At 54.9% G+C, this 26,575-nt stretch carries 25 protein-coding genes and 1 riboswitch; of the genes, 15 read left to right on the top strand and 10 right to left on the bottom strand.

Annotated elements, in window-relative coordinates; genetic code table 11:
• The first annotated feature begins 89 nt into the window (after window positions 1-89).
• From bioB to bioD, 4 genes are read left to right on the top strand one after another with little or no spacing between them, the layout of a single operon-like run.
• A complete protein-coding gene (gene bioB, locus ACI2J2_RS11525) occupies window positions 90-1,127 on the top strand; it encodes a biotin synthase BioB (protein ID WP_404760138.1) in 1,038 nt (345 codons plus the stop codon).
• Entirely contained in the window at window positions 1,127-2,278 is a 1,152-nt protein-coding gene (gene bioF, locus ACI2J2_RS11520; protein WP_404760137.1) for an 8-amino-7-oxononanoate synthase, read from the top strand. The genes bioB and bioF overlap by 1 nt, the downstream gene beginning before the upstream one ends.
• Window positions 2,262-3,029 (top strand): malonyl-ACP O-methyltransferase BioC, encoded by a 768-nt coding sequence (bioC, locus tag ACI2J2_RS11515; protein WP_404760136.1) that lies wholly within the window; start codon window positions 2,262-2,264, stop codon window positions 3,027-3,029. Before bioF ends, bioC begins: the two co-directional genes overlap by 17 nt.
• Window positions 3,022-3,702 carry a dethiobiotin synthase gene (bioD, locus tag ACI2J2_RS11510; RefSeq protein ID WP_404760135.1) on the top strand — a complete coding sequence of 227 codons (681 nt, stop codon included), beginning with the start codon at window positions 3,022-3,024 and terminating at the stop codon, window positions 3,700-3,702. The genes bioC and bioD overlap by 8 nt, the downstream gene beginning before the upstream one ends.
• A gap of 57 nt (window positions 3,703-3,759) precedes the next feature.
• Here the strand turns inward: bioD and ACI2J2_RS11505 are convergent, their stop codons facing one another.
• Window positions 3,760-5,391, bottom strand: coding sequence for a hypothetical protein (locus ACI2J2_RS11505; RefSeq protein ID WP_209632195.1), 1,632 nt, complete (start codon window positions 5,389-5,391; stop codon window positions 3,760-3,762).
• 179 nt (window positions 5,392-5,570) lie between these two features.
• Window positions 5,571-6,281: an ATP-binding cassette domain-containing protein gene (locus ACI2J2_RS11500; RefSeq protein WP_209632196.1), complete on the bottom strand. Its 711-nt coding sequence runs from the start codon at window positions 6,279-6,281 to the stop codon at window positions 5,571-5,573.
• Window positions 6,282-7,554: 1,273 nt separating this feature from the next.
• Here ACI2J2_RS11500 and uvrB point away from each other — a divergent pair.
• Both uvrB and ACI2J2_RS11490 read left to right on the top strand, forming a co-directional pair.
• Entirely contained in the window at window positions 7,555-9,567 is a 2,013-nt protein-coding gene (uvrB, locus tag ACI2J2_RS11495; RefSeq protein ID WP_404760134.1) for an excinuclease ABC subunit UvrB, read from the top strand.
• Window positions 9,568-9,674: 107 nt separating this feature from the next.
• Window positions 9,675-9,932, top strand: a complete 258-nt coding sequence (locus ACI2J2_RS11490; RefSeq protein ID WP_209632198.1) for a VF530 family DNA-binding protein — start codon at window positions 9,675-9,677, stop codon at window positions 9,930-9,932.
• A gap of 4 nt (window positions 9,933-9,936) precedes the next feature.
• Here the strand turns inward: ACI2J2_RS11490 and yvcK are convergent, their stop codons facing one another.
• The gene (gene yvcK, locus ACI2J2_RS11485; RefSeq protein WP_209632199.1) at window positions 9,937-10,854 is read right to left on the bottom strand and encodes a uridine diphosphate-N-acetylglucosamine-binding protein YvcK; all 918 of its coding nucleotides are present in this window, start codon (window positions 10,852-10,854) and stop codon (window positions 9,937-9,939) included.
• Window positions 10,855-11,114: 260 nt separating this feature from the next.
• A riboswitch (molybdenum cofactor riboswitch) is annotated at window positions 11,115-11,257 on the top strand.
• Here yvcK and moaA point away from each other — a divergent pair.
• The 6 genes from moaA (at window position 11,244) to ACI2J2_RS11455 (ending at window position 14,984) form a co-directional block, all read left to right on the top strand.
• Window positions 11,244-12,230, top strand: coding sequence for a GTP 3',8-cyclase MoaA (moaA, locus tag ACI2J2_RS11480; RefSeq protein WP_404760133.1), 987 nt, complete (start codon window positions 11,244-11,246; stop codon window positions 12,228-12,230). Its footprint overlaps the riboswitch before it by 14 nt.
• Before the next feature lie 147 nt (window positions 12,231-12,377).
• Window positions 12,378-12,890 (top strand): molybdenum cofactor biosynthesis protein B, encoded by a 513-nt coding sequence (moaB, locus tag ACI2J2_RS11475; RefSeq protein WP_209632201.1) that lies wholly within the window; start codon window positions 12,378-12,380, stop codon window positions 12,888-12,890.
• 4 nt (window positions 12,891-12,894) lie between these two features.
• Window positions 12,895-13,374: a cyclic pyranopterin monophosphate synthase MoaC gene (gene moaC, locus ACI2J2_RS11470; protein WP_122077649.1), complete on the top strand. Its 480-nt coding sequence runs from the start codon at window positions 12,895-12,897 to the stop codon at window positions 13,372-13,374.
• Complete coding sequence (gene moaD / locus ACI2J2_RS11465) at window positions 13,371-13,616, top strand: molybdopterin synthase sulfur carrier subunit (protein ID WP_209632202.1); 246 nt, start codon at window positions 13,371-13,373, stop codon at window positions 13,614-13,616. Before moaC ends, moaD begins: the two co-directional genes overlap by 4 nt.
• 2 nt (window positions 13,617-13,618) lie before the next feature.
• Window positions 13,619-14,086 (top strand): molybdopterin synthase catalytic subunit MoaE, encoded by a 468-nt coding sequence (gene moaE / locus ACI2J2_RS11460; RefSeq protein ID WP_404760294.1) that lies wholly within the window; start codon window positions 13,619-13,621, stop codon window positions 14,084-14,086.
• 187 nt (window positions 14,087-14,273) lie between these two features.
• Window positions 14,274-14,984 carry a Bax inhibitor-1/YccA family protein gene (locus tag ACI2J2_RS11455; protein WP_209632203.1) on the top strand — a complete coding sequence of 237 codons (711 nt, stop codon included), beginning with the start codon at window positions 14,274-14,276 and terminating at the stop codon, window positions 14,982-14,984.
• An 87-nt stretch (window positions 14,985-15,071) separates the two neighbouring features.
• Here ACI2J2_RS11455 and ACI2J2_RS11450 read toward each other — a convergent pair whose 3' ends face one another.
• From ACI2J2_RS11450 to cecR, 5 genes are read right to left on the bottom strand one after another with little or no spacing between them, the layout of a single operon-like run.
• The gene (locus ACI2J2_RS11450) at window positions 15,072-16,178 is read right to left on the bottom strand and encodes an ABC transporter permease (protein WP_265554867.1); all 1,107 of its coding nucleotides are present in this window, start codon (window positions 16,176-16,178) and stop codon (window positions 15,072-15,074) included.
• A gap of 11 nt (window positions 16,179-16,189) precedes the next feature.
• A complete protein-coding gene (locus tag ACI2J2_RS11445; protein WP_265554252.1) occupies window positions 16,190-17,344 on the bottom strand; it encodes an ABC transporter permease in 1,155 nt (384 codons plus the stop codon).
• A complete protein-coding gene (locus ACI2J2_RS11440; RefSeq protein ID WP_404760132.1) occupies window positions 17,341-19,071 on the bottom strand; it encodes an ATP-binding cassette domain-containing protein in 1,731 nt (576 codons plus the stop codon). The genes ACI2J2_RS11445 and ACI2J2_RS11440 overlap by 4 nt, the downstream gene beginning before the upstream one ends.
• 9 nt (window positions 19,072-19,080) lie before the next feature.
• Window positions 19,081-20,067, bottom strand: a complete 987-nt coding sequence (gene hlyD / locus ACI2J2_RS11435; RefSeq protein WP_265554248.1) for a secretion protein HlyD — start codon at window positions 20,065-20,067, stop codon at window positions 19,081-19,083.
• An 18-nt stretch (window positions 20,068-20,085) separates the two neighbouring features.
• The gene (gene cecR / locus ACI2J2_RS11430) at window positions 20,086-20,775 is read right to left on the bottom strand and encodes a transcriptional regulator CecR (RefSeq protein WP_209632208.1); all 690 of its coding nucleotides are present in this window, start codon (window positions 20,773-20,775) and stop codon (window positions 20,086-20,088) included.
• Between the two features lie 302 nt (window positions 20,776-21,077).
• Between cecR and rhlE the strand changes: the two genes are divergently transcribed.
• Window positions 21,078-22,439: an ATP-dependent RNA helicase RhlE gene (rhlE, locus tag ACI2J2_RS11425; RefSeq protein WP_209632209.1), complete on the top strand. Its 1,362-nt coding sequence runs from the start codon at window positions 21,078-21,080 to the stop codon at window positions 22,437-22,439.
• Between the two features lie 79 nt (window positions 22,440-22,518).
• On the opposite strand, the gene ACI2J2_RS11420 is transcribed toward rhlE, so the two are convergent.
• A complete protein-coding gene (locus ACI2J2_RS11420) occupies window positions 22,519-23,547 on the bottom strand; it encodes an HlyD family secretion protein (RefSeq protein WP_404760131.1) in 1,029 nt (342 codons plus the stop codon).
• A gap of 2 nt (window positions 23,548-23,549) precedes the next feature.
• Window positions 23,550-25,157, bottom strand: a complete 1,608-nt coding sequence (locus tag ACI2J2_RS11415; RefSeq protein ID WP_404760130.1) for an MFS transporter — start codon at window positions 25,155-25,157, stop codon at window positions 23,550-23,552.
• Window positions 25,158-25,316: 159 nt separating this feature from the next.
• On the opposite strand from ACI2J2_RS11415, the gene ACI2J2_RS11410 reads away from it, so the two are divergent.
• On the top strand, window positions 25,317-26,096 hold the full coding sequence (locus ACI2J2_RS11410) for an IclR family transcriptional regulator (protein ID WP_209632212.1): 780 nt from the start codon (window positions 25,317-25,319) through the stop codon (window positions 26,094-26,096).
• 12 nt (window positions 26,097-26,108) lie between these two features.
• Window positions 26,109-26,558: a universal stress protein gene (locus ACI2J2_RS11405; RefSeq protein WP_209632213.1), complete on the top strand. Its 450-nt coding sequence runs from the start codon at window positions 26,109-26,111 to the stop codon at window positions 26,556-26,558.
• Window positions 26,559-26,575 lie beyond the last annotated feature (17 nt).

Genomic DNA, 26,575 nt, shown 5'->3' with positions numbered 1-26,575 from the left:
CTTGTAAACCAAATCGTTTTCGTAATGGTTGACAGTATATCCACAATATCTAAACTGACGACACTTTTTTCATTTTTGGAGACGCCGTGATGGCCGATCGCATTCACTGGACAGTGGGTCTTGCCCAGACCCTGTTTGATAAACCCCTGCTTGAGCTGTTGTTTGAAGCACAGACTGTCCACCGCCAGCATTTTGACCCGCGTCAGGTGCAGGTGAGCACGCTGTTATCAATCAAAACAGGTGCCTGCCCGGAAGACTGCAAATATTGCCCGCAAAGTTCACGTTACAAAACGGGCCTGGAGTCTGAACGGTTGATGCAGGTGGAGCAGGTGCTGGAGTCTGCACGTAAGGCCAAGGCGAATGGGTCGACGCGTTTCTGCATGGGGGCGGCGTGGAAAAACCCGCATGAGCGCGATATGCCTTACTTGCAACAGATGGTGCAAGGGGTGAAGGCGATGGGCATGGAAACCTGCATGACGCTGGGCACGCTGGACGACACCCAGGCGGAACGGTTGGCAGAGGCGGGGTTGGACTATTACAACCACAACCTGGACACCTCGCCGGAATTCTACGGCAGCATTATCACCACCCGCAGCTACCAGGAACGTCTGGATACGCTGGGCAAGGTACGCGGAGCGGGCATTAAAGTGTGTTCTGGCGGCATTGTTGGGTTGGGCGAGACGGTTCGCGACCGCGCCGGGTTGTTGGTGCAGTTGGCCAATTTGCCAACCCCGCCTGAAAGTGTGCCGATCAACATGTTGGTGAAGGTAAAAGGTACGCCACTGGCGGACAACGAAGACGTCGATCCTTTTGATTTTATCCGCACTATCGCGGTTGCACGCATCATGATGCCGGGTTCATACGTACGCCTTTCTGCCGGGCGTGAGCAAATGAACGAGCAAACCCAGGCGATGTGCTTTATGGCTGGTGCCAACTCCATCTTCTATGGCTGTAAATTGCTGACGACACCTAATCCGGAAGAGGATAAAGATCTGCAATTGTTCCGTAAGCTGGGCTTGAACCCGCAGCAGACCGAAACCGAGCATGGCGACAACCAGCAACAAGAAGTGCTGGCTGCACGACTGATGCAGGCCGATACCGCTGAGTTCTATAACGCGGCGCTGTAATGAGCTGGCAACAACGAATTGAACAGGCGCTGGATGAGCGGCAACAGAGTGCTGCTTATCGGCGCCGGCAGGTTAATCAGGGCGGCAATAGCCGCCATATTCAGCTTAACGGTGAGCGTTACCTAAATTTTTCCGGCAATGACTACCTTGGCCTGAGCCAGGATGCGCGAGTGATCGCCGCCTGGCAGCAGGGCGCGCAGCAGTATGGTGTCGGCTCTGGCGGCTCTGGCCACGTAACGGGGTTCTCTGCGGCGCATCAGGTGCTGGAACAACAATTGGCGGAATGGCTCAGCTATCCCCGTGCGCTGCTGTTTATTTCTGGCTATGCCGCAAATCAGGCACTGCTTGCGGCGTTGATGCAAGCGGAGGACCGCATTTTAGCGGACCGCCTTAGCCATGCCTCGCTGTTGGAAGCCGCGGCGCATTCTCCCGCCCAGTTGCGGCGTTTCCGCCACAATCATCCGCAAGCATTAGCCGATTTGCTGACGAAATCCTGCGGTGGCCAAACGTTGGCGGTCACTGAAGGCGTTTTCAGCATGGACGGTGACAGTGCGCCATTGGTAGAGCTGCAACGTTTGACCCGCCAAGCGGGCGCCTGGCTGATGGTCGACGATGCGCACGGTATTGGCGTTCAGGGTGAACAAGGGCGAGGCAGTTGCTGGCAGCAAGGGGTGCGACCGGAATTGCTGGTGGTCACCTTTGGCAAAGCTTTTGGCCTCAGTGGGGCAGCCGTGCTGTGCGATGAAGCCACGGCCGAATACCTGCTGCAGTTTGCCCGCCATTTGATTTACAGCACGGCAATGCCACCGGCACAGGCCTGCGCACTGCAAGCGGCTTTGCACTGCATCCAGCAGGGCGACGAACTACGCGCCAGATTGCAGGACAACATTCAACGTTTCCGCCAGGGGGCAGCTCAGTTATCGCTTACCCTGACGGCGTCGGTTACTGCCATTCAGCCGCTGCTGGTTGGCGATAACCAGCGTGCACTCGATCTGGCACAGCACTTGCGTGCGCAAGGCCTGTGGGTGAGTGCTATCCGTCCGCCAACGGTGCCGCCAGGTAGCGCGCGTCTGCGCATTACCCTGACGGCGGCACATCAAGCGCAGGATATTGACCGGTTGTTGGAGGTATTGCATGACGTCAGCGTTTGAGCCGGTTAATAAGCACGCCGTAGCCTCGGCTTTCAGCCGTGCGGCGGGCAGTTATGACGCGGCAGCGGTGTTGCAACGTGATGTTGGTGAGCGCTTGCTGGGGATGGGGCAGGAGCACCGCGGTGAGCAATTGCTCGATGCGGGCTGTGGCACCGGTCACTTCAGCCGTCGTTGGCGCGCATTGGGCAAACAGGTCACTGCGCTCGATCTGGCTCCGGGCATGTTGGCGTTTGCTCGCCAGCAACAGGCGGCGGATCATTACCTGCTGGGGGATATCGAAAACGTACCGCTTCCCGCGGAGGCAGTGGATATGTGCTTTAGCAGCCTGGTCGTCCAATGGTGCAACGATCTGCCGCGTGCGTTAGCGGAGTTATACCGCGTCACGCGCCCAGGCGGCATGATTCTTTTTTCAACCCTGGCGGCTGGCTCGTTACGTGAGTTAGGCGACGCCTGGCAGCAGGTGGACGGCGAACGCCATGTGAATGATTTCCTGCCGTTGGCGCAGATCGCGTCGGCCTGTGCAGACTATCGTCACCGTCTGGACGTGGAATGGCAAACCCTGAACTATCCGGATGTCATGGAGCTGATGCGATCGCTCAAAGGGATCGGGGCGACCCATTTGCATCAAGGCCGCGAGGCCGGGCTGCTGTCTCGCCGGCGGCTTGCAGCCTTACAGGCGGCCTACCCCTGTCAACATGGGCTATTTCCGCTGAGTTATCATCTGGTTTATGGAGTCATTTATCGTGATTAAGCGTTGGTTTGTCACCGGGACCGATACCGAAGTCGGCAAAACGGTGGCGAGCAGTGCCTTGCTGCAGGCTGCCAATCTGGCGGGTTACCGCACTGCGGGTTACAAGCCGGTGGCTTCCGGCAGTGAAATGACTGACGAGGGATTGCGCAACAGTGATGCGTTGGCATTGCAGGCTAACAGTGCGGTGGCGCTGAGCTACCACGAAGTGAACCCTTACGTTTTTGCCGAACCGACGTCACCGCATATTGTCAGTGCCGATGAAGGCCGACCGATCGAACTGGCGCAGCTTTCTGCTGGGTTACGCCATTTGGAACAGAAAGCAGACTGGCTGCTAACGGAAGGGGCAGGGGGCTGGTTTACGCCACTTTGCGAGCAATATACCTTTGCGGACTGGGTACAGCAGGAACAGCTGCCGGTGATTTTGGTGGTGGGTATTAAGCTGGGCTGCATTAACCATGCAATGCTGACCGCGCAGGCGATTCAGCAGGCGGGGCTGTCGCTGGTCGGCTGGATTGCCAATGACGTCAGTGCGCCGGGCCGCCGGCATCAAGAATATCTGACTACGCTGCGCCGCAGGTTGCCTGCACCGTTATTGGGCGAGATCCCACATCTGCCTGAACCTGAACGACAAGCGTTGGGGCATTACCTGGATTTGAGCGTTTTATCCCTTTGAGTGTTAAATCCTCCGTCCATGGACTCGCCATGGACGGAGATAACCTGATTTACTGTTTTACATGGCGGTGATGCAAGCATTATCGAGGTAAAGCACCCCGTTTTTCGCTAACGCATACAAATTGAAAGACAAGATGACATGGGTTGCCCAAACCGGCACTTTTCGTCTGTTGCTGTTAAAACGATACTCTTTGAACTCGGCATAGTCAGTGACCCTGAGCGTGCCGTCCCAGGCGGCGGTATCCGATTTGGCGATGATTGATACGCCGTTGCCTTCCGTTTCCTGAATGCAGGCATACTGGAGTGAGCTATAGATATTGCTGGTGCCGCCATTCAGTATTTTCATCGTAAAACAGGCACCGAGTTGTTCATATTGCGAAACGGGAACAACCAACTGCACGCCCGCCCTGGAATTGGTATTGCCCAGTTTGGTCACTTTTAGTGCATTGCTGCCGTTAATGCCTGCCCCTGATTCGATGGCGAGAGTAATGGCATCTGAAGTGAAAGGATCGTTGATATTACCGCCGGAGACTTCCCAGCCAAAGGGTTTGGTGGTAAATGAAAAATTGCCGTCCTTTATTTTGTTATTGTTCTCCGTGGTCAAGGTTTGAATACCGGCACCCGCGCCGCCGCCGTCGAGACGGCTATTGCTAATCACGAAGTCGCCGGTGCCGCCGAAATAACGACCGGTCAGGGTTCTTACCCCATAGAATTTAACGTTTTCGACAATGATTCCGCTGCTACCCGTTTCGGCGTAGAAACAATAGTCTTGAGGCAAAGAGCCTTTCAGCGTGATGATCTCTCCACCTTGAATGAGTAATGAAGCATTCTGGTTAGCACTACAGCGGAATGGGATATCTGTGATTAGGCTGTTTTCATTGTTGAACTCGATATGACAGCCGTGCAATTCGACGCTGCCGGCTTTCACATTCACAATGGCACTGGCGTAATCTATTGATGTGCCAAAGAAACGAAATGCACCGTTAGGATTCTGGTTGCCGATAGCAAGCCCTTGCGAATTACCAAGGGTACCGCCAAAGAAATTGATACCTTCCCCAAAGTTTTTAGCCCCAGAGTCAGCGTGTGGCATATGTACGCATTCAAAGCAGCGGACGATCTCACAGGCATAGTGATGTCCAATATAGGCGTTGGTACCAAAATACATGCCGTAATAAAAACCGGAAATATAAACGCTGCTTACGGCGAAGTTTCCCAGCAAACTTTCCGGTGATTGAAAAATGATCCCATCAATAAAATTATACACTGGAGGCTGACCCTCCACTTCGGGTTGTTTTGCTCCTATTCCTTTGACAGTAAAGTTTTTCAGGATAGGTGCTGGACGAATGGGGATCCCATTATCCAATGCGAGAGACGTTGCGTAGCAACGCATAAAGTAGTTGTGATCGCTTTCAGTACCACCTGGAATATTAGTGGTAATTTTTACGCCATTACCGTCGATATAAACGAAGCCTACGTCGATATCGGTCTTGGGCGCGACCCATTCCTCAAAGGGCGCAGTGAATTTGACGATTGCCGGTCTTTTTAATGTGTCTTTAATGAAGGTTTGCGCTTTGATCAGTTCGTCACGTGACTTGACGTAAATGCCTTCTACATCGAGGCGTTCTTTTAACGTCCAGTGCTTATTGTCCAGATCGCTATATTGAATAAATTGTGCGTCATTATCAGCCATGGTCTAACCCTCAATTCAAGTTTAAATGGTGTGAAAACCCGTTGAATATGAAGGGAAGGCTTGGCAGTCGCCAGACTGCATGGTTCTGCCAGTGTTGGTACAACAGCGGGTGTCCTTAGCAAAGCACCCGTTCTCGATCTTCAATAAGAAGTGGGGCGAAATATTTCACGCCCCGCCTGTCACACTGCCAAATAGGCATTGATCAATTCCTCATCCAACTGTTCCAGTGTGCCATCTGCCACACTGCGTCCCTGATCCATGAGGCAAAAACGATCCGCTACGCGACGAACAAACGGCAGTTTGTGCTCGACTAACAGGATAGTCATACCCAGTTCGCGGTTAAGTTTACGAATCACGTTAGCGATGTCGCCAGCGATCGTCGGCTGAACGCCGTGAGTGGGTTCATCGAGTATCAGTAACTCAGGTTCCAGTACCAGGGCTCGGCCAATCGCCAGCTGTTGTTGTTCACCGTCGCCTAAGTCGCCGGCGCGGCGACTGCGCATTTCCCGCAGGTTGGGGAATAGGGCGTAAATCAATGGCGGAATACGGCGGGTCTTATCGCGGCCGGCCATGAGTGCTACCTGCAGATTTTCTTCTACGCTGAGCTGAGAAAAGATCTGCCGGCCCTGGGGTACATAGCTGATTCCCAGAGCGGCTCGGGTTTCAACCGGTTGCTGTAATAGATTCTGCGGAGGTTCGCCGGCCAATTGCCAGGTCATGCTGCCACTGACGACAGGCAAGTGACCCATAATACAGTTGACCAATGTGGTTTTTCCCACGCCGTTACGGCCAATCAGCACCGTACATTGGCCGCGTTGCAGCTCAAGATTGATGTCCCAAAGGGTGTGATTTTGGCCGTAGAACTGATTTACTGCCCTTAAACTCAACATTTGGCATTTCTCCTCAAAGACCTGTATTCCACTCGTGGATGTACGCCCCCTTGGGGCGCTGGCGGAACGTCCCCTTAACGGGCCGTGCCGATCGCACCGGGTAGTGCGACAGGACGACCGGCGCAGGAACGTTAATCGAACTCTCTACTTCCTTGTTTTTTCCAATCCTTGTTGCCGTTTCCGCGTTTGCGGTTTCTTTCCCGAGTGTCTTAATGTCCAGAATAAAATGCTGTTAGGCTACCTTTAATGAGGTAGTTAGGTTCAGGCTTAAATCAGCAATAGGGAGCCAAAAATGGTGACTAATAGCCGTTTATCAGCGTTCTTTTGTTTTTTACATGCAAATGATGGCTATTTCGTGCTGCCTTTTGAGTGAACGGATAGCCGATCATTTCCCCGTTCATTAGTGGATATTTATCCCGGTAGTCATTGGGTATGCAAAGGTAATGCAAGCTATGAGCCAACTTTTAAAATCAGTTAAAAATGAGGGATTGTTATTGCCTTGTTAACGGCTGGCCGGGCTAAGGCAAGGGTGTTGAACAAGTGAGAAAAGCGGGGGAAAGTTAACGCGGACGATTTTTGCACTCTTCCAGTGCTCTGCAGAATGGTTATGGTGCAAGCTGTTTCGGCGGTTGTGGAAAGATGCAACAGGTGACGGCAACAATGAGATAAATCTGTTTTTGGCAATGGGGCTTTTTAGCATTAATCGGCATAAACAAAGCGATATTTCTGTGAAAAAATAACTAAAAAAGCCGTTCAGGCAATGAGAAATGGCAAAAAGCGTTCTTTCTGCAACTCCCGTCGCTGGCGGGACGGTGAGAGTTATCCACTATTCCTGTGGATAACCTTGTGCATTAGATTTAGAAAAGCGGTTTGAAGCGAGAGCTGACGCGGGTTCTGTTCGCTTTGTCCGCAATCTCGTCTTTTTTATAAATTAGTTATTTATCAATAAATTAACTAAAATCAAGCGGCCAATGTATTGATGAAGTCTCTATGTATGATTTTTCACCGCAGTGCTATCAATAAGTTAATTCGTGGCGGATTTTGGGGATAAATCTGTTATTGACAATAAAAATGTCACGCCGCTGTAACCCTGCCGGTGCATTCCGCCTGGTTTGACGCACGCAAAACAGACGAATCGCTTGAAGCTGGTTTTATATCCAGTATCATAGGCACTGGCGAAAATCGCCGGGGCTTTCCATAATTAGAGGCCATTCATCGAGCATCAGCTCTATGGCCGCCTGAGCGCGCACATCTCCACAGGGTAGCCGAGTCAATGAGTAAAATTTTCAAACTGCATTCTGATTTCAAACCGGCCGGCGATCAGCCGCAAGCCATCAGTAAGCTGGAAGAGGGCCTGGAAGACGGCCTGGCTCACCAGACGCTGTTGGGCGTTACCGGTTCGGGTAAGACCTTCACTATCGCCAATGTGATCGCCGATCTGAACCGGCCAACCATGGTGCTGGCACCCAACAAAACGCTGGCGGCACAGCTTTACGGCGAGATGAAAGAGTTCTTTCCCGAGAATGCGGTCGAGTATTTTGTTTCTTACTACGACTACTACCAACCCGAAGCCTACGTCCCGAGTTCCGACACGTTTATTGAGAAAGACGCCGCGGTGAATGAACACATCGAACAAATGCGCCTTTCTGCGACTAAAGCGTTGCTGGAGCGTCGTGACGTTATCGTGGTGGCGTCGGTGTCCGCGATCTACGGCTTGGGCGATCCGGATCTGTACCTGAAGATGATGCTGCATTTGACCAAAGGCATGATTATCGATCAGCGTTCGATTCTGCGCCGCTTGGCAGAGCTGCAATATACCCGTAACGATCAGGCCTTCCAGCGTGCAACTTTCCGCGTACGTGGCGAGGTGATCGATATTTTCCCGGCTGAATCAGACGAGTTGGCGCTGCGCATTGAGCTGTTTGACGAAGAAGTTGAACGGCTTTCGCTGTTTGATCCCTTGACCGGGCAGATCGAGCAGATAGTGCAGCGCTTTACCATTTATCCAAAGTCGCACTACGTGACGCCGCGTGAGCGGATCCTGCAGGCGATGGAAGAGATCAAAGTGGATCTGGCCGAGCGGCGAAAGGTGTTGCTGGCCAACAATAAACTGCTGGAAGAACAACGTTTGACGCAACGCACCCAGTTTGATCTGGAGATGATGAACGAACTGGGCTATTGCTCCGGCATTGAAAACTACTCGCGCTATCTGTCAGGGCGTGGAGAAGGCGAGCCGCCCCCAACGCTGTTTGATTATTTACCGGCGGATGGCCTGCTGGTGGTCGACGAATCCCACGTCACCATTCCGCAAATCGGGGCCATGTTCAAGGGCGACCGTTCGCGTAAGGAAACCTTGGTCGAATACGGTTTCCGTCTGCCTTCGGCACTGGACAACCGCCCGCTGCGTTTTGAAGAATTTGAAGCACTGGCTCCGCAGACGATTTATGTGTCAGCTACGCCAGGCAAGTATGAGCTGGAGAAATCCGGTGATGACATCATCGATCAGGTTGTGCGGCCGACTGGGCTACTGGATCCTCAGATAGAAGTGCGGCCTGTGACGACGCAGGTGGATGACCTGCTTTCCGAGATCCGTAAGCGGGTGGCGATCAACGAACGCGTGTTGGTCACCACCTTGACCAAACGCATGGCGGAAGACCTGACGGAATACCTGGAAGAACACGGTGAACGCGTACGTTACCTGCATTCGGACATTGATACCGTAGAACGTGTCGAAATCATTCGTGACCTGCGCCTGGGCGAGTTTGATGTGCTGGTGGGTATCAACTTACTGCGTGAGGGGTTGGATATGCCTGAGGTGTCACTGGTGGCGATTTTGGACGCCGATAAAGAAGGCTTCCTGCGTTCTGAACGTTCGTTAATCCAGACCATTGGCCGTGCTGCGCGTAACCTGAACGGCAAGGCGATTCTTTACGGCGACAGAATTACCGACTCAATGGCCAGGGCGATCGGCGAGACTGAACGCCGCCGCGCCAAACAGCAGGCGTTCAACGAAGAAAACGGCATTGTGCCACAGGGCCTGAACAAGAAAATTTCCGATATTCTGCAGCTGGGCAAACCGGGTAATCGCGGTAAAGGCCGAGGAAAGGGCAAGGTGGCGGAAAATACCGAGCAATACCAGAACCTCACGCCGAAAGCGCTGGATCAAAAAATCCGCGAGCTGGAAGCGCAGATGTACACCCACGCACAGAACCTTGAGTTCGAACAGGCGGCGGGCTTGCGCGACGAGATTCACCAGCTGCGCGAGCAGTTTATCGCTATTTCGTGACCGGTTGGGGCGCCGCAGAGCGCGGCGCTGCCAAACATAAAGTCCTTGTCGCTCCCGCCAAAGCTGATTATGGTGTGCGGCCAATTCACTACAACGAGCTACCGATCATGACCGAACACCAGTCCAAAGACCCGCTGCACGGCGTCACTCTGGAACAACTTCTGAATAAACTGGTGGAGAGCTACGGTTGGTCGGGGCTGGCTGAACGCATTCGCATCAACTGCTTCAGCAGTGATCCCAGCATTAAGTCCAGCCTCAAGTTTTTGCGTCGTACCCCTTGGGCGCGCAAGCAGGTGGAAGATCTTTACATCGACATGATCGAAAAAGCCGCCAGCGATAACCCGTGGTTGCGTGGCGGCAAGTAAGTGCTTAGGCGCGGGTGCCTAATTCGATCAACGCCTGATCCAGCGCCTGGCGCAGCAATTGACGATCGTGGCGGTAGGGGATATCGGTCGCTTCCAGCGGTTGTTTGATCACCACGCGATCTTGCACTTCACTGGCATCCACCGAGGGGCCGACAATCAGCGCGTCGATCATCTGGCGACCAATCTTCTCTTCCATCAGCTCCAGCTTATTTTTCAGCGTCAAGGCTGCAGCCGCGACGCTCAGTTCCCGTCCCAGGTTACCGATATAAATCATATTGGCGCTGCTGCGACGCAAGGCCTGCGTGAGGTCATCAAGCAGCAGCAGGGGCATCAGGCTGGTCAGGAAGCTACCTGGCCCGATCAGAATCACATCGGCCTGTGCAATGGCATCCAACGCTTCGCGCGTCGCGTTGACGCGCGGTGACAGCATCAACTCTTGCGGCATGTCGGTCAGCTGATCGACATTCACTTCACCGTAGACATGGTTGCCTTCGTGGTCGTGCGCCATCAGATCCACGGGCTGCTCGGACATCGGGATCAGGGCTGCATCTACCTTCAGTAAGCTTCGCACCAGATTGATCGCTTCCAGTGGGCGAACGCTGAGGTGATCCAATGCCTTCAGCATCAGGTTACCGAGGTTGTGTCCCGAGAGCTCACCATTGCCGCTGAAACGATATTCAAACATGGCGGAAGCCACGCTCGGTTCCGTGATCAACTGATTGAGGCAGTTACGGGTGTCGCCCCAGGCGATGCCGCCTTCTGAACGTCGGATACGGCCGGTTGAGCCGCCGTTATCGGTGGTGGTGACAATACCGGTTAAACGGGATCCTAAAGACGACAGGGAAGACATTACGCGGCCCAGGCCATGGCCACCGCCTAATGCCACCACCCGATCGAGATCGGCCAGGGTACGATTACGCATAAATTTCCTTACAAAGGGGCTTAACTGCCCGCATAAAGTAGCGGATTTGGCGCAAAAACGCGAAAAAGAGTGTGATTCACGTGATTCCGGTCAATTCGTCTGCGTAAAGGACGTTTATCATGGTTTATCAGATTTGGAGCCGCCTAAAATCGCTGTATACACAATTATATAGCGAAATTGCGCGTTGGCTATCCAGTTTGTTTAGCGCTAGAATTCTGATGAAAACCACGGTTTCGTTCCGGCTACTCAATCAGTAGGAACTGAAACCAAAACTCCTAGCCTCTGGGCCTACGTTGTTCTCGCGGATGATATGGCGCTTTGGCCGTGGCGAAGTTAGCCACCAGGGTGCAGAGTGGAAACGCTCGCACCTCCCGACTTTGGAAGGTGTTATGGTGCCGCAACTCATTGATGCTTATGAGCGTAAGTTCTATTACTTGCGCCTGTCGATTACCGACGTGTGTAACTTTCGTTGCACCTACTGCCTGCCGGATGGCTATCGTCCTAATGGTAGCCCAAAAACCTTCTTGTCACTGGATGAGATCAGACGTGTTAGCCGCGCATTCGCCGAGCTGGGCACAGAAAAAGTGCGCTTGACCGGCGGCGAGCCCTCGCTGCGTCGCGATTTTACCGAGATCATTGCCGCCGTGCGTGAAAACCCGGCTATACGCCAGCTTGCCGTGACCACGAATGGCTACCGTCTGGCGCGCGACGTCGCCGGCTGGCGTGATGCCGGCCTGACGGCAATCAACGTCAGCGTCGACAGCCTGGATCCCCGACAATTTCATGCCATCACCGGCCAGGATAAATTCCGTCAGGTGATGGAAGGTATCGATGCCGCTTTCACTGCCGGTTTCAACAAGGTCAAGGTTAATGCCGTGCTGATGCGTGATGTTAACCATCAGCAACTGGGTACCTTCCTGCACTGGATAAAAGACCGCCCAATCCAACTGCGTTTTATCGAGCTGATGGAAACCGGCGAGGGCGGGGAACTGTTCCGCAAACACCACGTGTCTGGCGATGTGATTCGCTTACAGCTGGAGCAGCAAGGTTGGCAGCGCCAGCCACGCGGCCGTAGCGACGGTCCGGCCCAGGTGTTCAGTCACCCGGACTATCAGGGCGAGGTGGGCTTAATCATGCCGTACGAGAAAGATTTCTGTGCCAGTTGCAACCGACTGCGGGTGTCCGCCATCGGTAACCTGCACCTGTGTCTGTTTGGTGAACAGGGCATTACCTTGCGCGATCTGCTGGCGGATGACAGCCAGCTTGAGGAATTGAAGGATCGCATTCAGGGCGGGCTGCTAACCAAAAAGCAAACCCACTTCCTGCACCAGGGCAACAGTGGCATCACGCAAAACCTGTCGTTTATCGGCGGCTGATACCCGGCATATTTCAAGCCGCAGCCTTGTTGGCTGCGAGCGTGCACCCCAGTCACTGACTTGAGTCAGCGCCTGGGGATTGACGCACTGGCCGCCGAGCTGCAACTTGAAATCTATTGGGCATCCTAAACAGGAGCATATTGAACAATGAGTCATGCCAGCAGTGAATTCATTCCGGCACATATCGCTATTTTGACCGTTTCAGACAGTCGTGGTGAAGCAGAAGATACCTCCGGCCAATACCTGCAGGAAGCCGCGCTTGAAGCGGGGCACCAGGTTGTGGATCGCGCCATCAGCAAAGACGACATTTATCAAATCCGTGCACAAGTTTCCGCGTGGATCGCCGACGAAAAAGTACAGGCAGTGCTGATTACCGGCGGCACCGGTTTTACGGCCCGCGATAACACGCCGGAAGCCCTGCTGCCGCTGTTTGATCGTGAAGTGGAAGGGTTCGGCGAGCTGTTCCGCATGGTGTCTTATGAAGAGATTGGCACCGCCACCATCCAATCGCGTGCCTTGGCTGGGATTGCTAACCAGACGGTGATTTTCGCCATGCCTGGATCGACCCGGGCCTGCCGTACGGCCTGGGAACGTATTATTGGAGAGCAACTGGACGCACGCCACCGTCCATGCAACTTCCTGCCACATCTGAAGAAATAAAAATATGACCCAGCTAACTCACATTAACGCCGCGGGCGAAGCCCATATGGTCGATGTTTCCGCTAAAGCTGAGACGGTGCGCGAGGCGCGTGCCGAGGCTTTCGTGGAGATGCTACCCGCAACTCTGGCGATGATTATCGACGGCAGTCACCACAAGGGCGACGTATTCGCCACGGCGCGCATAGCCGGTATTCAGGCGGCAAAACGCACCTGGGAACTGATCCCACTGTGCCACCCACTGATGCTGAGCAAAGTTGAAGTGCAGCTGGAAGCACAGCCGGAACACAGCCGGGTACGGATTGAAACCTGCTGCCGGCTGACCGGTAAGACGGGGGTTGAAATGGAAGCCCTGACCGCAGCCTCGGTGGCTGCATTGACCATTTATGACATGTGTAAAGCGGTACAGAAAGATATGGTGATCGGCCCGGTGCGGCTACTGGCGAAAAGCGGCGGTAAGTCCGGTGATTTTAAGGTGGAACTATGATTAATATTCTGTTTTTTGCGCAGGTGCGCGAACTGGTCGGCACCGGCGATTTGTCTATGCCGGCGGACTACCCTACGGTAGAGGCACTGCGTAAGGCGCTGTGTTCCCGGGGTGATCGCTGGGCGCTGGCACTGGAGTCCGGAAAGCTACTGACTGCGGTGAATCAGTCGCTGGTGGCGGCCGAACACCCGCTGCGCGCAGGTGATGAAGTCGCTTTCTTTCCACCGGTAACCGGAGGTTAATGGTGGAAAATACCCGTATCCGCGTAGGTGAAGCGCCATTTAATGTGGGTGATGAATACCAATGGTTGGCGCAGTGCGATGACGATGGCGCTGTCGTGACGTTTACCGGCAAGGTGCGTAATCACAACCTGGGCGATAACGTCAGTGCGCTAACGCTGGAACATTATCCGGGTATGACCGAAAAAGCGTTGGCGGAGATCCTGGACGAAGCCCGTAGCCGCTGGCCGTTGCAGCGTGCAACGGTCATCCACCGCGTGGGCGAGCTGTTTCCTGGCGATGAAATCGTGTTTGTTGGCGTGACCAGTGCGCACCGCAGCATGGCCTTTGAAGCCACCGAGTTCATCATGGATTACCTGAAAACTCGCGCCCCCTTCTGGAAGCGTGAAGCGGTTGGGCAGGGTGACCGCTGGGTCGATGCGCGTGACAGCGATCGACAGGCGGTGGAACGCTGGCATAAAGCGGTTAAATAGCCGATAAACAGCGGAAACAAATCAATACCTTTGCTGCTTTCGCGTTAGGTTTTCTGTGGTACGCTTATAGCAGGTAGATCCTTGGGATACCCTATGAATTTCAAGTTACCGCCAGGCAAACTGGGGCTTGAAAGGTGATGGGTATCGGGGGATTTAAATCTTGTTTCACACATAAAAGGTAACCGTCATGGACCGATATCCACGCTCTAATGGTTCAATCGTCGAACGTGCCAACAGCGGCATTCAGGCTTACATGGCGCAGGTTTATGGCTGGATGACCTGCGGCATGCTGTTGACGGCGTTTGTTTCCTGGTACGCGGCTAACACGCCTGCGATCCTTAACTTTATCTTCTCCAGCCAGATCACCTTCTTCGGCCTGATTATCGTGCAGTTGGGGCTGGTGTTTGTCATTTCCGGTATGGTCAACCGCCTGAACGGTACGGTAGCCACCGCGCTGTTTATGCTCTATTCGGCACTGACCGGGTTGACGCTTTCCAGCATTTTCATCGCTTATACCTACAGTTCAATCGCCAGCACGTTTGTGGTGACTGCCGGTATGTTCGGTGCAATGAGCCTGTACGGCTACACCACCAAGCGTGATTTGAGTGGTTTCGGCAGCATGCTGTTTATGGCGCTGATCGGGATTGTGCTGGCTTCACTGGTCAATATCTGGCTGAAAAGCTCGGCGCTGATGTGGGCGATTACCTACATTGGTGTGGTGGTGTTTGTTGGCCTGACGGCGTACGACACCCAGAAGCTGAAAGCCATGGGCGAGCAGCTGAACTCGGATGACAAAGACAGCTTCCGTAAATACGCCATTGTCGGCGCACTGACGCTGTACCTTGATTTCATCAACCTGTTCTTGATGTTGCTACGTATTTTCGGCAACCGCCGCTAAATCCGTCTTCTTTCAAACTGCAGCTTGAAATCCATAGAATTTATAGTGAATAGTAAGACTCTGCGATCCCTATCGCAGAGTCTTTTTTTATGCAATTTTGCGGCGGAACATGGCGTAGGCGGCGCTGCCGGTAGTGGCAGTGATCACCAACAGCGGCCACAGGCTGTGCCAGATGATGCTGAAACTGGCGTCCTTCAGGTAAATCTGTTTGGTGATGTCGGTAAAGTGGCGGATCGGGTTGAGCCAGGTGAGGTTTTGCAGCCATACCGGCATGTTTTCCACTGGCGAGACATAACCGGAAAGCAGGATAGCCGGCATCATAAACACGAATACACCGATAAACGCCTGTTGCTGAGTGGCGCACAGCGACGAAATCAGCAAGCCGAACCCCACCAACGACAGCCCGTAAACCAGCATCGTGCCGTAGAACAGCAGCAGGGAACCGGCGAACGGAATCTGATAGATAAAGATACCAATCAACAACACGATGCTGGCCTGAAAGGTCGCGACGATCAGCGCGGGGACCGCTTTGCCGATAAATATCTGCCAGGTGGTTAACGGCGACACCAACAGCTGTTCCAGCGTACCCTGTTCGCGCTCACGTGCTACTGACAGTGAGGTGACAATCAGCACGCCGATGGTGGTGATCATGGCAATCAATGACGGCACCACAAACCATTTATAGTCCAGGTTCGGGTTATACCAATTGCGTATTACCAACTCGCTGTTGTTAGGCTTGGCGCGCCCACCGATCAGCTCATTTTGATAGTCCTGCACAATTTGCTGCACATAGTTGGCAGCGATCTGCGCACTGTTGGAGTTGCGCCCATCCAACAACAGCTGCAGCGGGGCGGTATTGCCAGTGGCGATATCACGCGAGAATTGCGCTGGGAAGCGGATCAGCAGCAGGGCTTTTTGATTGTCGATGGTGGCTTGGATCTCCTGTGGGCTACGCAACAGCAGCACATGGGAGAAAGCTTTTGCTTTGGCAAAACGCTGGGTCAGTTCGACGGAGGCATGGCCGCTGTCTTCGCTATAAACCGCGATGGTGGCATTGGTCACCTCCAGCGTAGCGGCGAACGGGAACAGCAGGACCTGCAAGATCACTGGCATAATCAAAATGGTACGCGTTTGCGGATCGCGCAGTAACGTCTGCATTTCCTTGATGATTAACGTCCAAAGACGGTGAAACATCATCTAGCTCCTTAATCCAGCCGTCGCTGGGTTTTCCAGGCGGTCAGGCCAATAAATACCACCGCCGAAGCGATCAGGAACAACAGGTTAACCATCAGCACTGTGCCGACGTTGCCCGCCAGAAACAGCGTTTGTAGCGTGCTGACGAAGTAACGCGCCGGAATGATGTAGGTTACGGCCCGTACGATGGCCGGCATGCTGTCTATCTGGAAGATAAATCCAGACAGCATGATCGACGGCAGAAAGGCAGCATTCAGCGCCACCATTGCTGCGTTGAACTGGTTACGGGTGATGGTCGAAATCAGCAGCCCCATACCGAGCGTACTGGCAAGGAACAGGCTACTGATGACGAATAAAATCAGCAGCGAGCCGCGGTAGGGGACGCCAAGTACCCATACCGACACCCCCATGCACAACACCATGGCGATCATGCCGAGGAAGTAATAAGGCACCAGTTTGGACAACAGCAGTTCGGCACGCGTGACCTGAGTGGAGAGCAGAGCCTCCATGGTGCCACGTTCCCATTCACGGGCGATCACCAGTGAGGTAAGGATAGCGCCGATCACCGTCATGATAATGGTGATGGCGCCGGGGATAATGTAATGCCGGCTGATCGCCGCCGGGTTGAACCAATAACGCATCTGAACATCAATTAACGGCTTTTCCTCACGCCCGCGATCGGTGGCGCGTTGTTGCTGCCAGATTTGCCACACTCCCTGGGTATAACCTTGAACAAAGTTGGCGGTGTTTGGCTCGCTACCGTCGGTAATAATTTGAATCGGTGCGCTATCCTGTGGCCGTGCCATGCGTTGAGCAAAATCATTGGGGATCACGACCAGCCCGCGGATACGGCCCGCCTGCATCAGTTGGATTAACTGTTGGCGATTATCGCTAATGGTCGGTTCGATATAGGGTGAGCCGGCAAAGGCATTCGCCAGATCGCGTGCATCTTCGCTTTGTTGTTCCATCAGGATCCCCAGCCGCAGCTTGCTGGAGTCCAGATTGATGCCGTAACCGAAGATAAACAGCAGCATCAGTGGAATGACAAAGGCGATCAGCCCGCTGCTCGGATCGCGCAGGATTTGCCGCGTCTCTTTCAGGCACAGTGCGCGCAGGCGTCGCCAGGAAAAACCGCTGTCGTCACGGGTGGCCATTTTGCGACTCATGGCTGCTCCTCCTGATCATAACCTTGCACCAGTTCGATAAACGCCTGCTCCATCGACGGATTGGGATTCTCGGCGCTGGCGATCTGGTGTTTGAGATCGTCCGGAGTGCCTGCGGCAATGATCTTGCCGCGGTACACCAGCCCAATGCGGTCGCAGTATTCCGCTTCGTCCATAAAGTGGGTGGTGACCATCACGGTCACGCCTTTGTCCACCATGCCATTAATGTGCAGCCAAAATTCACGGCGGGTCAGCGGATCGACGCCGGAGGTCGGTTCATCGAGAAACAGAATATCCGGCTCGTGCATAAGTGCGCAGGCCAGCGCTAACCGCTGTTTGAAGCCAAGCGGCAGCGAATCCGGTGTTTGGTCGAGGATGGGGCCAAAATTGAAGGCGTTGGACATCTCGCCGATTTTTTCGCGCTGTGCCTTGCCGCTCAGGCCGTAAACCCCGGAGAAAAACTTCAGGTTTTGCGCCACGGTCAGGTTACCGTACAGCGAGAATTTCTGCGCCATATACCCCAAATGCTGGCGAGCCTTGCCGGAACTGGTTTTGAGATCCATACCCAGCACCAGTGCTTTGCCTTCGGTTGGCACCAATAACCCGCACATCATTTTAAACGTGGTGGATTTACCGGCACCGTTCGGGCCCAGCAGGCCAAAAATCTCACCGCGTTGCACTGTGAAGTCCACGTGATCGGTGGCAGCGAAGTCGCCAAATTTCTTTGTCAGCCCCTGCGCTTCGATCACGGTTTCAGTTTTTTCGCCTTCGACGGTAGGCATGATCTCCGCCAGCGCTGATTTACTGTTCGGTCCACCGCCGAGCAAATCGATAAACGCATCTTCAAACCGAGGATCCGCCTCGCTCAATTCGGCGTCCGGCAGATCCAGCGCCTGTAGCAATTGCCGATGATCTTCACCTTCTTTGAGGATCAATCGCAGGTATTTACCCTGGATCACACCGTCAGTGACTGCAGGCAGACAGATCGCCCGTTGCAGCACGGCCCGGTGATTACCGGCGGGCGGCGCGATCAGCACGGTGCGCCCAGCCATGCGCTGGGTAAGATCCTGGGGAGCGCCACTAAAGAGCAGCTCGCCCTCATTGAGCAGCAAAACTTCGCGGCACTGTTCAGCTTCGTCCAAATAAGAGGTGCTCCACAGGATCAACATGCCGTCGTTGGCCAGTTCGTGCACCATGCGCCACAGTTCGCGCCGTGAGATCGGATCGACCCCGACGCCAGGCTCATCCAGCAGCAGCACCTGCGGCTGCCCGACCAGCGTACAGGCCAGCCCGAGCTTCTGCTTCATGCCGCCGGACAGTTTGCCCGCCAACCGGGTAGTGAAGCGGGTGAGATCGGTGAATGTCAGCAGCCGATCAAACGTCTGTTTACGCAGATCACCGGTCACACCGCGCAGATCGGCGTAAAGCGTCAGGTTTTCCATAACGGTCAGATCCTCATACAGGCCAAATTTCTGTGGCATGTAACCGAGGATGGCGTGCAGCTGGCGATCCTGGGCGATCGGATCCAGCCCGGCGACACGCAGTGTGCCGCTACTGGGTTTCAGTAGCCCTGCCAGCATACGCAGCAGGGTGGTTTTACCCGCGCCGTCTGGGCCAACCAGCCCGGTGACGGCACCGCTGGTCAGTCGGGTGGTGAGGCTGGCGACCGCCGGCTTTTCCAATGTCGGGAAACGTTTTTCCAGCGCTTCAAGTTCAATCACCTGTTCCATCACCCCCCCTTAAGGTTTGGCAAAGCGAACGGTGACTGGCATTCCCTGGCGCAATGCGTCATCGGCGTCAGTGACAATAACGCGTAGCCGGTATACCAAATCGGTGCGCAGGTCCGGCGTTTCCACGCTTTTCGGCGTGAATTCAGCGGTGGGTGACACAAAGCCGATTTTGCCGTGATACGGCTTGTTTGGCCGGCTGTCAGTATAAATTTCCAGTTCGGTGCCGGGTGCTGCTTTGCCCAGACTGACTTCGTTGACATAGGCGCGCACCCACACAGGGCGCGTCAGCGACAGGGTAAATACCGTGCCACCGGCGGCGAGCATGCTGCCCGGTTCGACCGCACGGGTCAGCACCGTGCCCGCTGACGGGGAAACCAGACGGGTATCTTGTAAATTCAGCTGCGCCTGAGCCAGCGCGGCTTCGCTTTGCGCAAGGTTAGCTTTGGCTTCTTCAATCTCCTGTGGGCGGTTACCGCTCAGGTATTGCGATAGCTTGTCTTTCGACGCTTGCAGGTTGGCCAGGGCTTGATTGCGTGAGGTACGGGCATCTTCCAGCGCGTCGGCTGAGGTGGCGTTTTTTGCCCACAACCCTTGTTGCCGCTTCAGGAAACTATCGGCGTAGTTAAAGGCCGACAGACGTTGAGCCACTTCTGAGCGTACCTGCGCAATTTCCTCGGCGCGATAACCGGCCAGCAGCAGTGCCAGTTTGGCTTTGGCGCTACCCACGTTAGCCTGCGCCTGCTGCAATGCATTGAGGTATGGGGCATCGTCCAGTTTGCCAAGCAATTGCCCAGGCTGGAGGGTATCGCCTTCATCGACCGTCAGCGACGCCAGCCGCCCATCAACACGGAACCCCAAATTCACTGTGCGGATATCTACGTTGCCGTACAGCGTCAGTGGTTTTTCTTGCTGCTGTTGGTAATACCAAACCCCGTAAATGGCCGCGGCGATAAGTACAATAACTGCAACAATGAGGGCACTGCGTTTCTTATTCATAACACTCCCTGCCTGAATTTACGCGCCATAGCGTTGGCGCAGCCCATTAACCAGAATTTCAATGTGTTCAGCCAACACTTCGCTGATTTGATCCGCCTCGGCGGTGCCAATTTGCTGCCAGCCAGCCTGCCGGCGTACGGTTTCCCTCGCCACGCGGAACGACAACACTTCGCCGATCAGTGCGTGGGTATGCAGCACGATTTTGGTCGAATGCGGGTCGATGCCTGTGTAGGCCGCCAGCAGTCGGCAAAGCTTGTCATGCAAGGGGGCGACCACTTGTTGGTGAATCAGAGGATAGGCGTCAGTGGGGGAAAGCTGCTCACGCGACATAATCTTGCTGAGGTTGAGCGTCTGCGGTTGCGTCATCAGGTCGCTGAATGCCAGCAGGCCGCGTTTAAGGTGCTCGAGGTAGTATTCCCGCGGGCGTTCGGCCTCTGGCAACTGCCAGAAGCGATCAATCTCGTCGGCCAGGGGGCGAAATGCCTGCTGGATAAAGTCGGCAATCCACTGTGCGACGGCCAGGTAAAGGCCCTCTTTGGAATTGAAGTAGTAGGTGATGGCCGCGATATTGTGCCCGGCGCGCTGCGCAATATCGCGGGTGGTGGCACCCTGAATGCCGTATTCACCGAACATCTCGATGGCGGCGGCGATCAGCTGCTGGCGTGCCTGTTCACCGCGAGCCCGGCTGGCCGTTTGATTGTTTGGCATTGATGACGCTCGCTAAAGTTAATCAATCATATGATTAACTTTATGCCAGATTGCACGAAATGCAATCAGTAACCGTGATTTATTTAAGGGCTTTTTTTCGGACTAGGCTGAATTCTCGGCATATTGTGCTCTGAGTCACTTAAATTACGTTTTCTTGTTCGACTTCTGCTACAATCGCCCGCTTGGTGCACTGCAGTTTGTGCCAATCCCTCGTGGTCATGCTTAATGTCCCGTCTGATAATCCTCCCAGGAAACTGCACCGAACACTGTTAGGTTAGGGGGGATCTGGAGTTTTTCTCTTTATGTCATTTGAAACCCTCGGCTTAAGTGCTGAAATTCTGCGCGCTGTTGAAGAACAGGGCTATCGCGAACCTACGCCAATTCAACGCCAGGCGATTCCTGTCGTATTGGAAGGTCGTGACCTGATGGCCAGCGCCCAGACCGGTACCGGTAAAACCGCTGGCTTTACCCTGCCGCTGCTACAGCTGCTGAGTAAGCATGATCATGCGGTCAAAGGTCGCCGTCCTGTACGTGCACTGATCCTGACGCCAACCCGTGAATTGGCGGCGCAGATCGGCGAAAACGTCGAATCCTACAGCAAATATCTGCGTCTGCGTTCGCTGGTGGTATTTGGCGGCGTGAGCATCAACCCGCAGATGATGAAACTGCGTGGCGGTGTTGATGTTTTGGTGGCAACACCAGGCCGTCTGCTGGATCTGGAACACCAACGTGCGGTTGACCTGTCCAAAGTTGAAATTCTGGTGCTGGACGAAGCGGACCGCATGCTGGATATGGGCTTTATCCATGATATCCGTCGCGTGTTGGCCAAGCTGCCTGCCAAGCGTCAGAACCTGCTGTTCTCTGCGACCTTCTCCGACGACATTAAAGCATTGGCTAACAAGCTGCTGCATAACCCGGCATCGGTTGAAGTGGCGCGTCGTAATACCGCGTCCGAGCAAATCGAACAGAGCGTGCACTTCGTTGATAAGAAGCGTAAGCGGGAACTGCTGTCCCAGATGATCGGTGAAGGTGACTGGAAGCAAGTGTTGGTGTTCAACCGCACCAAGCACGGCGCTAACCACCTGGCCGAACAGCTGAACAAAGACGGCATCACTGCTGCAGCCATCCACGGCAACAAAAGCCAGGGCGCCCGTACCCGTGCATTGGCCGATTTTAAAGATGGCAAAATTCGTGTGTTGGTGGCGACAGACATCGCGGCGCGCGGGTTGGACATCGACCAACTGCCACACGTGGTGAACTACGAGCTGCCGAACGTACCGGAAGACTATGTACACCGCATTGGCCGTACCGGCCGTGCAGAACGTACCGGTGAGGCTATCTCGCTGGTGTGTGTGGATGAGCACAAACTGCTGCGTGATATCGAACGTCTGCTGAAGCGTGAAATTCCGCGTATTGCCCTGCCAGGCTACGAGCCGGATCCAAGCATCAAGGCGGAGCCTATCATCAATGGCCGTCAGGGTGGCGGACGTGGTGCTCCACGCGGCAACGGCGGTGGTCAGCGTTCCGGTAACGGCGGTGGCCAGCGCAGCGGCAATGGCGGCCAGCGTGAAAATCGCGGTGGTGGCAGCGCCCGCCCGCAGGGTGATGGCAAGCCGCGTTCAGGTGCGCCTTCGCGCCGTCCGCGCAGCCGCCCAGCGGAGTAAATTGCGCTGCTGTCAGCGAATAAAAAGCCACCGTTTACGGTGGCTTTTTTTTATCAAAAAATCAGGATGATGCCCAATATCAGCGCATCTCAAGTTCCGGTACGACCGACATACCGACGCGCAGCCGCGCCAACGCCGGCTGATTGGGCTCCAGCAGAATTTTCACCGGCAGGCGTTGCACCACTTTGGTGTAGTTGCCGGTGGCGTTATCGGCGCTGATGGCGGCAAACGTGGAGCCTGTTGCGGGCGCAATGCTGTCTACGTGGCCCCGTAATGTCACCCCAGGCAGCGCATCTACGCTGATCGACACCGGCTGGCCGGCAGAGACGTTGGCCAGCTGGGTTTCCAGAAAGTTGGCGACCACATAGCTTTGTTGCAGCGGTACCACCGCCAGCAAGCGTGTTCCTGCGGAGACCCAGGCACCCTGACGTACCGCGCGCTGGCCGACAGTGCCGCCAATTGGGGCAACAATCCGCGTATAGGAAAGGTTCAGACGTGCCTGATCAACGCTGGCCTGTGAAGCGGCAATGTTCGCTTCTGCCTGTTTCCGGCTGGCCTGCAACACGCCAACCTCCTTGCGTGCAGACACCACGGCGGCCTGGTTCTGTTTCAACTGCGCTGCGGCGGTTTGCATCACGGAAGCGGATTTTTGCTGTTCATCCGCGGTGGCAGTACCGGTTTTTAACAACCGGCGATAGCGATCGGCATTTTGTCCGGCATAGTTAAGCGTAGCCTGGCTCGCGCTGACGCTGGCTTCTTGCTGAGCAATATTGGCCTGTTGTTGATCCAGCTGTGCTTGAATGCTGGTGAGTTTGGCCTGGCTAATTTGCAGATTGGCCTGTGCCGTTTCCAGCGCAACGCGGTAATCCTGGTCGTCGATGGTTGCCAGCACTTCACCGGCTTTCACCTGCTGATTATCACCGACATTCACGCTGCGGATATAACCGGAAATTTTGGGGGCCACCAGCGTGTAATCAGCACTGACTACCGCGTCATCGGTACGAAAATGATGACGATTGAGAGAGGCACGAATAAAGAAAGCGATAGCCAGCAGGACTAACAGCAGCAACGCCAAAGTTAAGGTTCGTTTTGCAGGGGTGAAGCTCATGGTTATGATCCTGATGTTTTTGGAACTAAAGGTAAAAGCGTTTGCGGTGGATAGACCCGCTTCGGCAACCAGGCGGTCAACAGCACCAGCAGCAGGGCGAAACCAATAATCAGCAGATAGGCGTCACTGATGCTGAGGATCACCGCCTGATGTTTTAGCAGCGTCGAAAAATGCCCAAGATTTTCCGCTGAACTGACTGATCCATCCGGCAACAGGGGCATAGCACCGCTGGCGCGATCGGCGTTCTCTGCCGTCATCAACCACGGGTGATTGCCCAACCGATCAACCAGCACCTGAGAGTGAAATTTCTCCCGGTGGGTAATAACGTTTTCTACCAGGCAGCTTGCCGCCACGGCGGAAAAACCGCGCACGGTGTTAAACATTGCCGAGGCAAAGGGGCCTTCTGGGGCCATGATCACGCTGGTAGACGTCATTAACACCGGTAAAATCATCATCGGTTGGCCAAACGCCTGGAGGCTTTGGATCAGCCAGAAATTTTGTCGCGCCCAGTCGTCTGTCAACTGCATTCCGAGCAGACAAGAGCAGGCTATTAGCGCAGCACCGAGGGTCAGTACCCAGCGGGCATCTATCCAGCGCAGGTTCAACAGGGTGGCGATTAAAGGCGCGATGACCAATTGTGGCAAGCCAACGGCCAACGCCAAGGGGGCGAATTGCACGGTGCGAAAGCCTTCCACCTGCGAAAAGTAAAAGGATGGCAGCATCGAGCCTGACAACGCCAGCAACAGCACGCCAGCCAGCGTCAGCAGGCTATAAGAAAGATTTATTCGCTGCAGTAGTTGCAGTTTTAGCAGTGGCAACGGATGGAACCATTCGTTGATCAAAAATACCACCAACAGCGCAATAGAAACCGGCAACATCAGGCTGATCAATGGCGAATTGAACCAGTCGAGTCGTTCTCCCTGGGTTAGCGAAAGAATCAATAGCGCGATGCCACTACAGCCGGTGATCATGCCGAACAGATCGATTTGACGAAAACGTTCCAGGCGTAAAGGATCCTGCGGCAACCCCCAACTTATCAATAAGAAGGCGATCAGACACAGCGGGATCGCTTGCCAAAAGACAAACTGCCAGCCCAGATTGTCGGTCCATAGCGCCGCCAGCGGCGCGGCGACATTGGGGCCAAAGGTGGCAGTGAGCGCATAGGCGGCCAGCCCGTAAAGCTTGATGGTGGGGGGCAGAAAACGCAGCGCCACTGTCATCAGCAAGGGGGGCAATGCGCCGCCAAACAGACCTTGCACGACGCGCAACGCAATAAACAGCCCTGGGTCTGTGATTAACGGCTGGATTACGCCGACGGCGGCAAAACCGCCGATCACCACCAGAGCAAAGCGGCGCAGCGAGAAGGTCACGGCAAACCAAGGGGCGATCATCATGGCCGAGACTTCCGCCGCCTGATAAACCGAGGTGATCCAACTGCCTTGATCGAAACCTATACCGATAGCCGTACGGATATCTGCCAGCGCCAGATCGCTTGTCCTGTCATTCAATCCAGAGGTCAAGGCGGCAATCAGCACGCCCACCAGCCCTAATGCCAAACGCAGAGTGAAAGGATGCGGCGCAGCGGCGGGGGGCGCAGGCTGAGCGTTCATAGTATGACTCCAGAAACGAAACTTACGATGCACTGTATTGTATGGCGATACATTGTGACACATGCTACATTGTGATGCGTTGTATTGCAATGTGGTACATCGTGCCGACGGCCAGAAAAAAATGTTACAGTGTGGCCAAAAGTAAGGAAAAGAACCCCTATGTCTGAACCCTCTACATGCTGCGATGACGAAAGAACCGGCGGAATTCAAGTCATTACCCGTGCAGCGAAAATTCTCGATGCGCTGGGCGCAAAGCCAAATGGCATGAGCCTGGGCGAAATTGCGCTGGCGGTCGATCTGCCGCGTTCTACCGTACAACGTATTGTCAACGCGCTTGATTCTGTGCAGCTGGTGCGAGGCGGTGCTGGTGGCGTGCGTCTGGGGCCGTCGTTGCTGCGGCTGATTGCCAGTGTGCACACCGAAATGGTCGCGATTGCGACGCCCTGGCTGCAGGCATTGAGTGATGCGACTGGCGAGACGGTTTCGCTGGGACGCGCCAGTGGCCTACAGCTGGCGGTGGTGCACTACATTGTTGCGGATCGCGAGCTGCGGGTGGTACCGCGCATCGGTATGAATCTGCCGCTGTACAGCACCTCCGGCGGACGCGCGCTGTTAGCGCTGAACAGCGATGATGCGGCCCGGGAGTTGCTGGGGGAGGCCTATATGGCGGTGACCGATATGACGGTGCGTGATTTCCCGGCATTGCTGGAACGCCTGACCGAAATACGCCGCACCGGCCTGTCCTACGATCGGGAAGAAACGCTGGAAGGTGTCTCCACCATGGCGGTGGCTATCGACACCATTCTGGGGCGCTTCTCCATCAGTTTGTTAGTACCCAGCACGCGTTTGGCCAAGAATGAAGCTCGCTTCCGCGAGGAAATCCTTAAGTGTAAAGACGCGCTGATCGACGAGATTGGCAAGGTCGCGTCGCGAGATTAACCGGAGAAGGTAATGAAAACACTGTTGGTCGCGGTTGATAACTCCGCCAATGCGCGCAAAGTCATTTCACTGGCTGCTGAACAGGCATTGGCTCAACAGGCGGCGGTCGTGGTGTTGTGCTGCGTAGACCTTAGCTATTCCATTGCCGGTCCGTATGACATTGAAGCGGGTGAAGATCCGGCGGATTTTGGTTGCGCACTGGATGAACAACAGGCCGCTGCCACTGTGGTACGCCAGGCGCTGAACGAGCTGCAAGGCGCGGGCGTCAATGCGCGTGGGCGTGTCGTCGCCGGTGAACCGGCAGAAACCATTGTTGCCCAGGCTAATGCGCTGAACGCGACGATGATAATTATGGGTCGCCGCCATCTTTCCCCCTTTAGACGACTGTTGAAAGGGTCGCATAGCGCCTTGGTGATTGAAAATGCCGATTGCCCGGTATTGGTTGACGTGCGTGCCGACTGACTGTGTTTGATCCCTGG

It is taken from the genome of Serratia sp. NPDC087055 (assembly GCF_044900985.1).
Classification (GTDB): domain Bacteria; phylum Pseudomonadota; class Gammaproteobacteria; order Enterobacterales; family Enterobacteriaceae; genus Serratia.
The sequence above is the reverse complement of the archived record's forward strand: the minus strand, read 5'-3'. Positions and strand labels throughout refer to the sequence as shown.

What these genes read in the sequence shown, in the direction of transcription:
- bioB (WP_404760138.1), top strand. Translation starts at nt 90, where the DNA reads ATGGCCGATCGCATTCACTGGACAGTGGGTCTTGCCCAGACCCTGTTT.
- bioF (WP_404760137.1), top strand. Translation starts at nt 1,127, where the DNA reads ATGAGCTGGCAACAACGAATTGAACAGGCGCTGGATGAGCGGCAACAG.
- bioC (WP_404760136.1), top strand. Translation starts at nt 2,262, where the DNA reads ATGACGTCAGCGTTTGAGCCGGTTAATAAGCACGCCGTAGCCTCGGCT.
- ACI2J2_RS11505 (WP_209632195.1), bottom strand. Translation starts at nt 5,391, where the DNA reads ATGGCTGATAATGACGCACAATTTATTCAATATAGCGATCTGGACAAT.
- ACI2J2_RS11500 (WP_209632196.1), bottom strand. Translation starts at nt 6,281, where the DNA reads ATGTTGAGTTTAAGGGCAGTAAATCAGTTCTACGGCCAAAATCACACC.
- uvrB (WP_404760134.1), top strand. Translation starts at nt 7,555, where the DNA reads ATGAGTAAAATTTTCAAACTGCATTCTGATTTCAAACCGGCCGGCGAT.
- ACI2J2_RS11490 (WP_209632198.1), top strand. Translation starts at nt 9,675, where the DNA reads ATGACCGAACACCAGTCCAAAGACCCGCTGCACGGCGTCACTCTGGAA.
- yvcK (WP_209632199.1), bottom strand. Translation starts at nt 10,854, where the DNA reads ATGCGTAATCGTACCCTGGCCGATCTCGATCGGGTGGTGGCATTAGGC.
- moaA (WP_404760133.1), top strand. Translation starts at nt 11,244, where the DNA reads ATGGTGCCGCAACTCATTGATGCTTATGAGCGTAAGTTCTATTACTTG.
- moaB (WP_209632201.1), top strand. Translation starts at nt 12,378, where the DNA reads ATGAGTCATGCCAGCAGTGAATTCATTCCGGCACATATCGCTATTTTG.
- moaC (WP_122077649.1), top strand. Translation starts at nt 12,895, where the DNA reads ATGACCCAGCTAACTCACATTAACGCCGCGGGCGAAGCCCATATGGTC.
- moaD (WP_209632202.1), top strand. Translation starts at nt 13,371, where the DNA reads ATGATTAATATTCTGTTTTTTGCGCAGGTGCGCGAACTGGTCGGCACC.
- ACI2J2_RS11455 (WP_209632203.1), top strand. Translation starts at nt 14,274, where the DNA reads ATGGACCGATATCCACGCTCTAATGGTTCAATCGTCGAACGTGCCAAC.
- ACI2J2_RS11450 (WP_265554867.1), bottom strand. Translation starts at nt 16,178, where the DNA reads ATGTTTCACCGTCTTTGGACGTTAATCATCAAGGAAATGCAGACGTTA.
- ACI2J2_RS11445 (WP_265554252.1), bottom strand. Translation starts at nt 17,344, where the DNA reads ATGAGTCGCAAAATGGCCACCCGTGACGACAGCGGTTTTTCCTGGCGA.
- ACI2J2_RS11440 (WP_404760132.1), bottom strand. Translation starts at nt 19,071, where the DNA reads ATGGAACAGGTGATTGAACTTGAAGCGCTGGAAAAACGTTTCCCGACA.
- hlyD (WP_265554248.1), bottom strand. Translation starts at nt 20,067, where the DNA reads ATGAATAAGAAACGCAGTGCCCTCATTGTTGCAGTTATTGTACTTATC.
- cecR (WP_209632208.1), bottom strand. Translation starts at nt 20,775, where the DNA reads ATGCCAAACAATCAAACGGCCAGCCGGGCTCGCGGTGAACAGGCACGC.
- rhlE (WP_209632209.1), top strand. Translation starts at nt 21,078, where the DNA reads ATGTCATTTGAAACCCTCGGCTTAAGTGCTGAAATTCTGCGCGCTGTT.
- ACI2J2_RS11420 (WP_404760131.1), bottom strand. Translation starts at nt 23,547, where the DNA reads ATGAGCTTCACCCCTGCAAAACGAACCTTAACTTTGGCGTTGCTGCTG.
- ACI2J2_RS11415 (WP_404760130.1), bottom strand. Translation starts at nt 25,157, where the DNA reads ATGAACGCTCAGCCTGCGCCCCCCGCCGCTGCGCCGCATCCTTTCACT.
- ACI2J2_RS11410 (WP_209632212.1), top strand. Translation starts at nt 25,317, where the DNA reads ATGTCTGAACCCTCTACATGCTGCGATGACGAAAGAACCGGCGGAATT.
- ACI2J2_RS11405 (WP_209632213.1), top strand. Translation starts at nt 26,109, where the DNA reads ATGAAAACACTGTTGGTCGCGGTTGATAACTCCGCCAATGCGCGCAAA.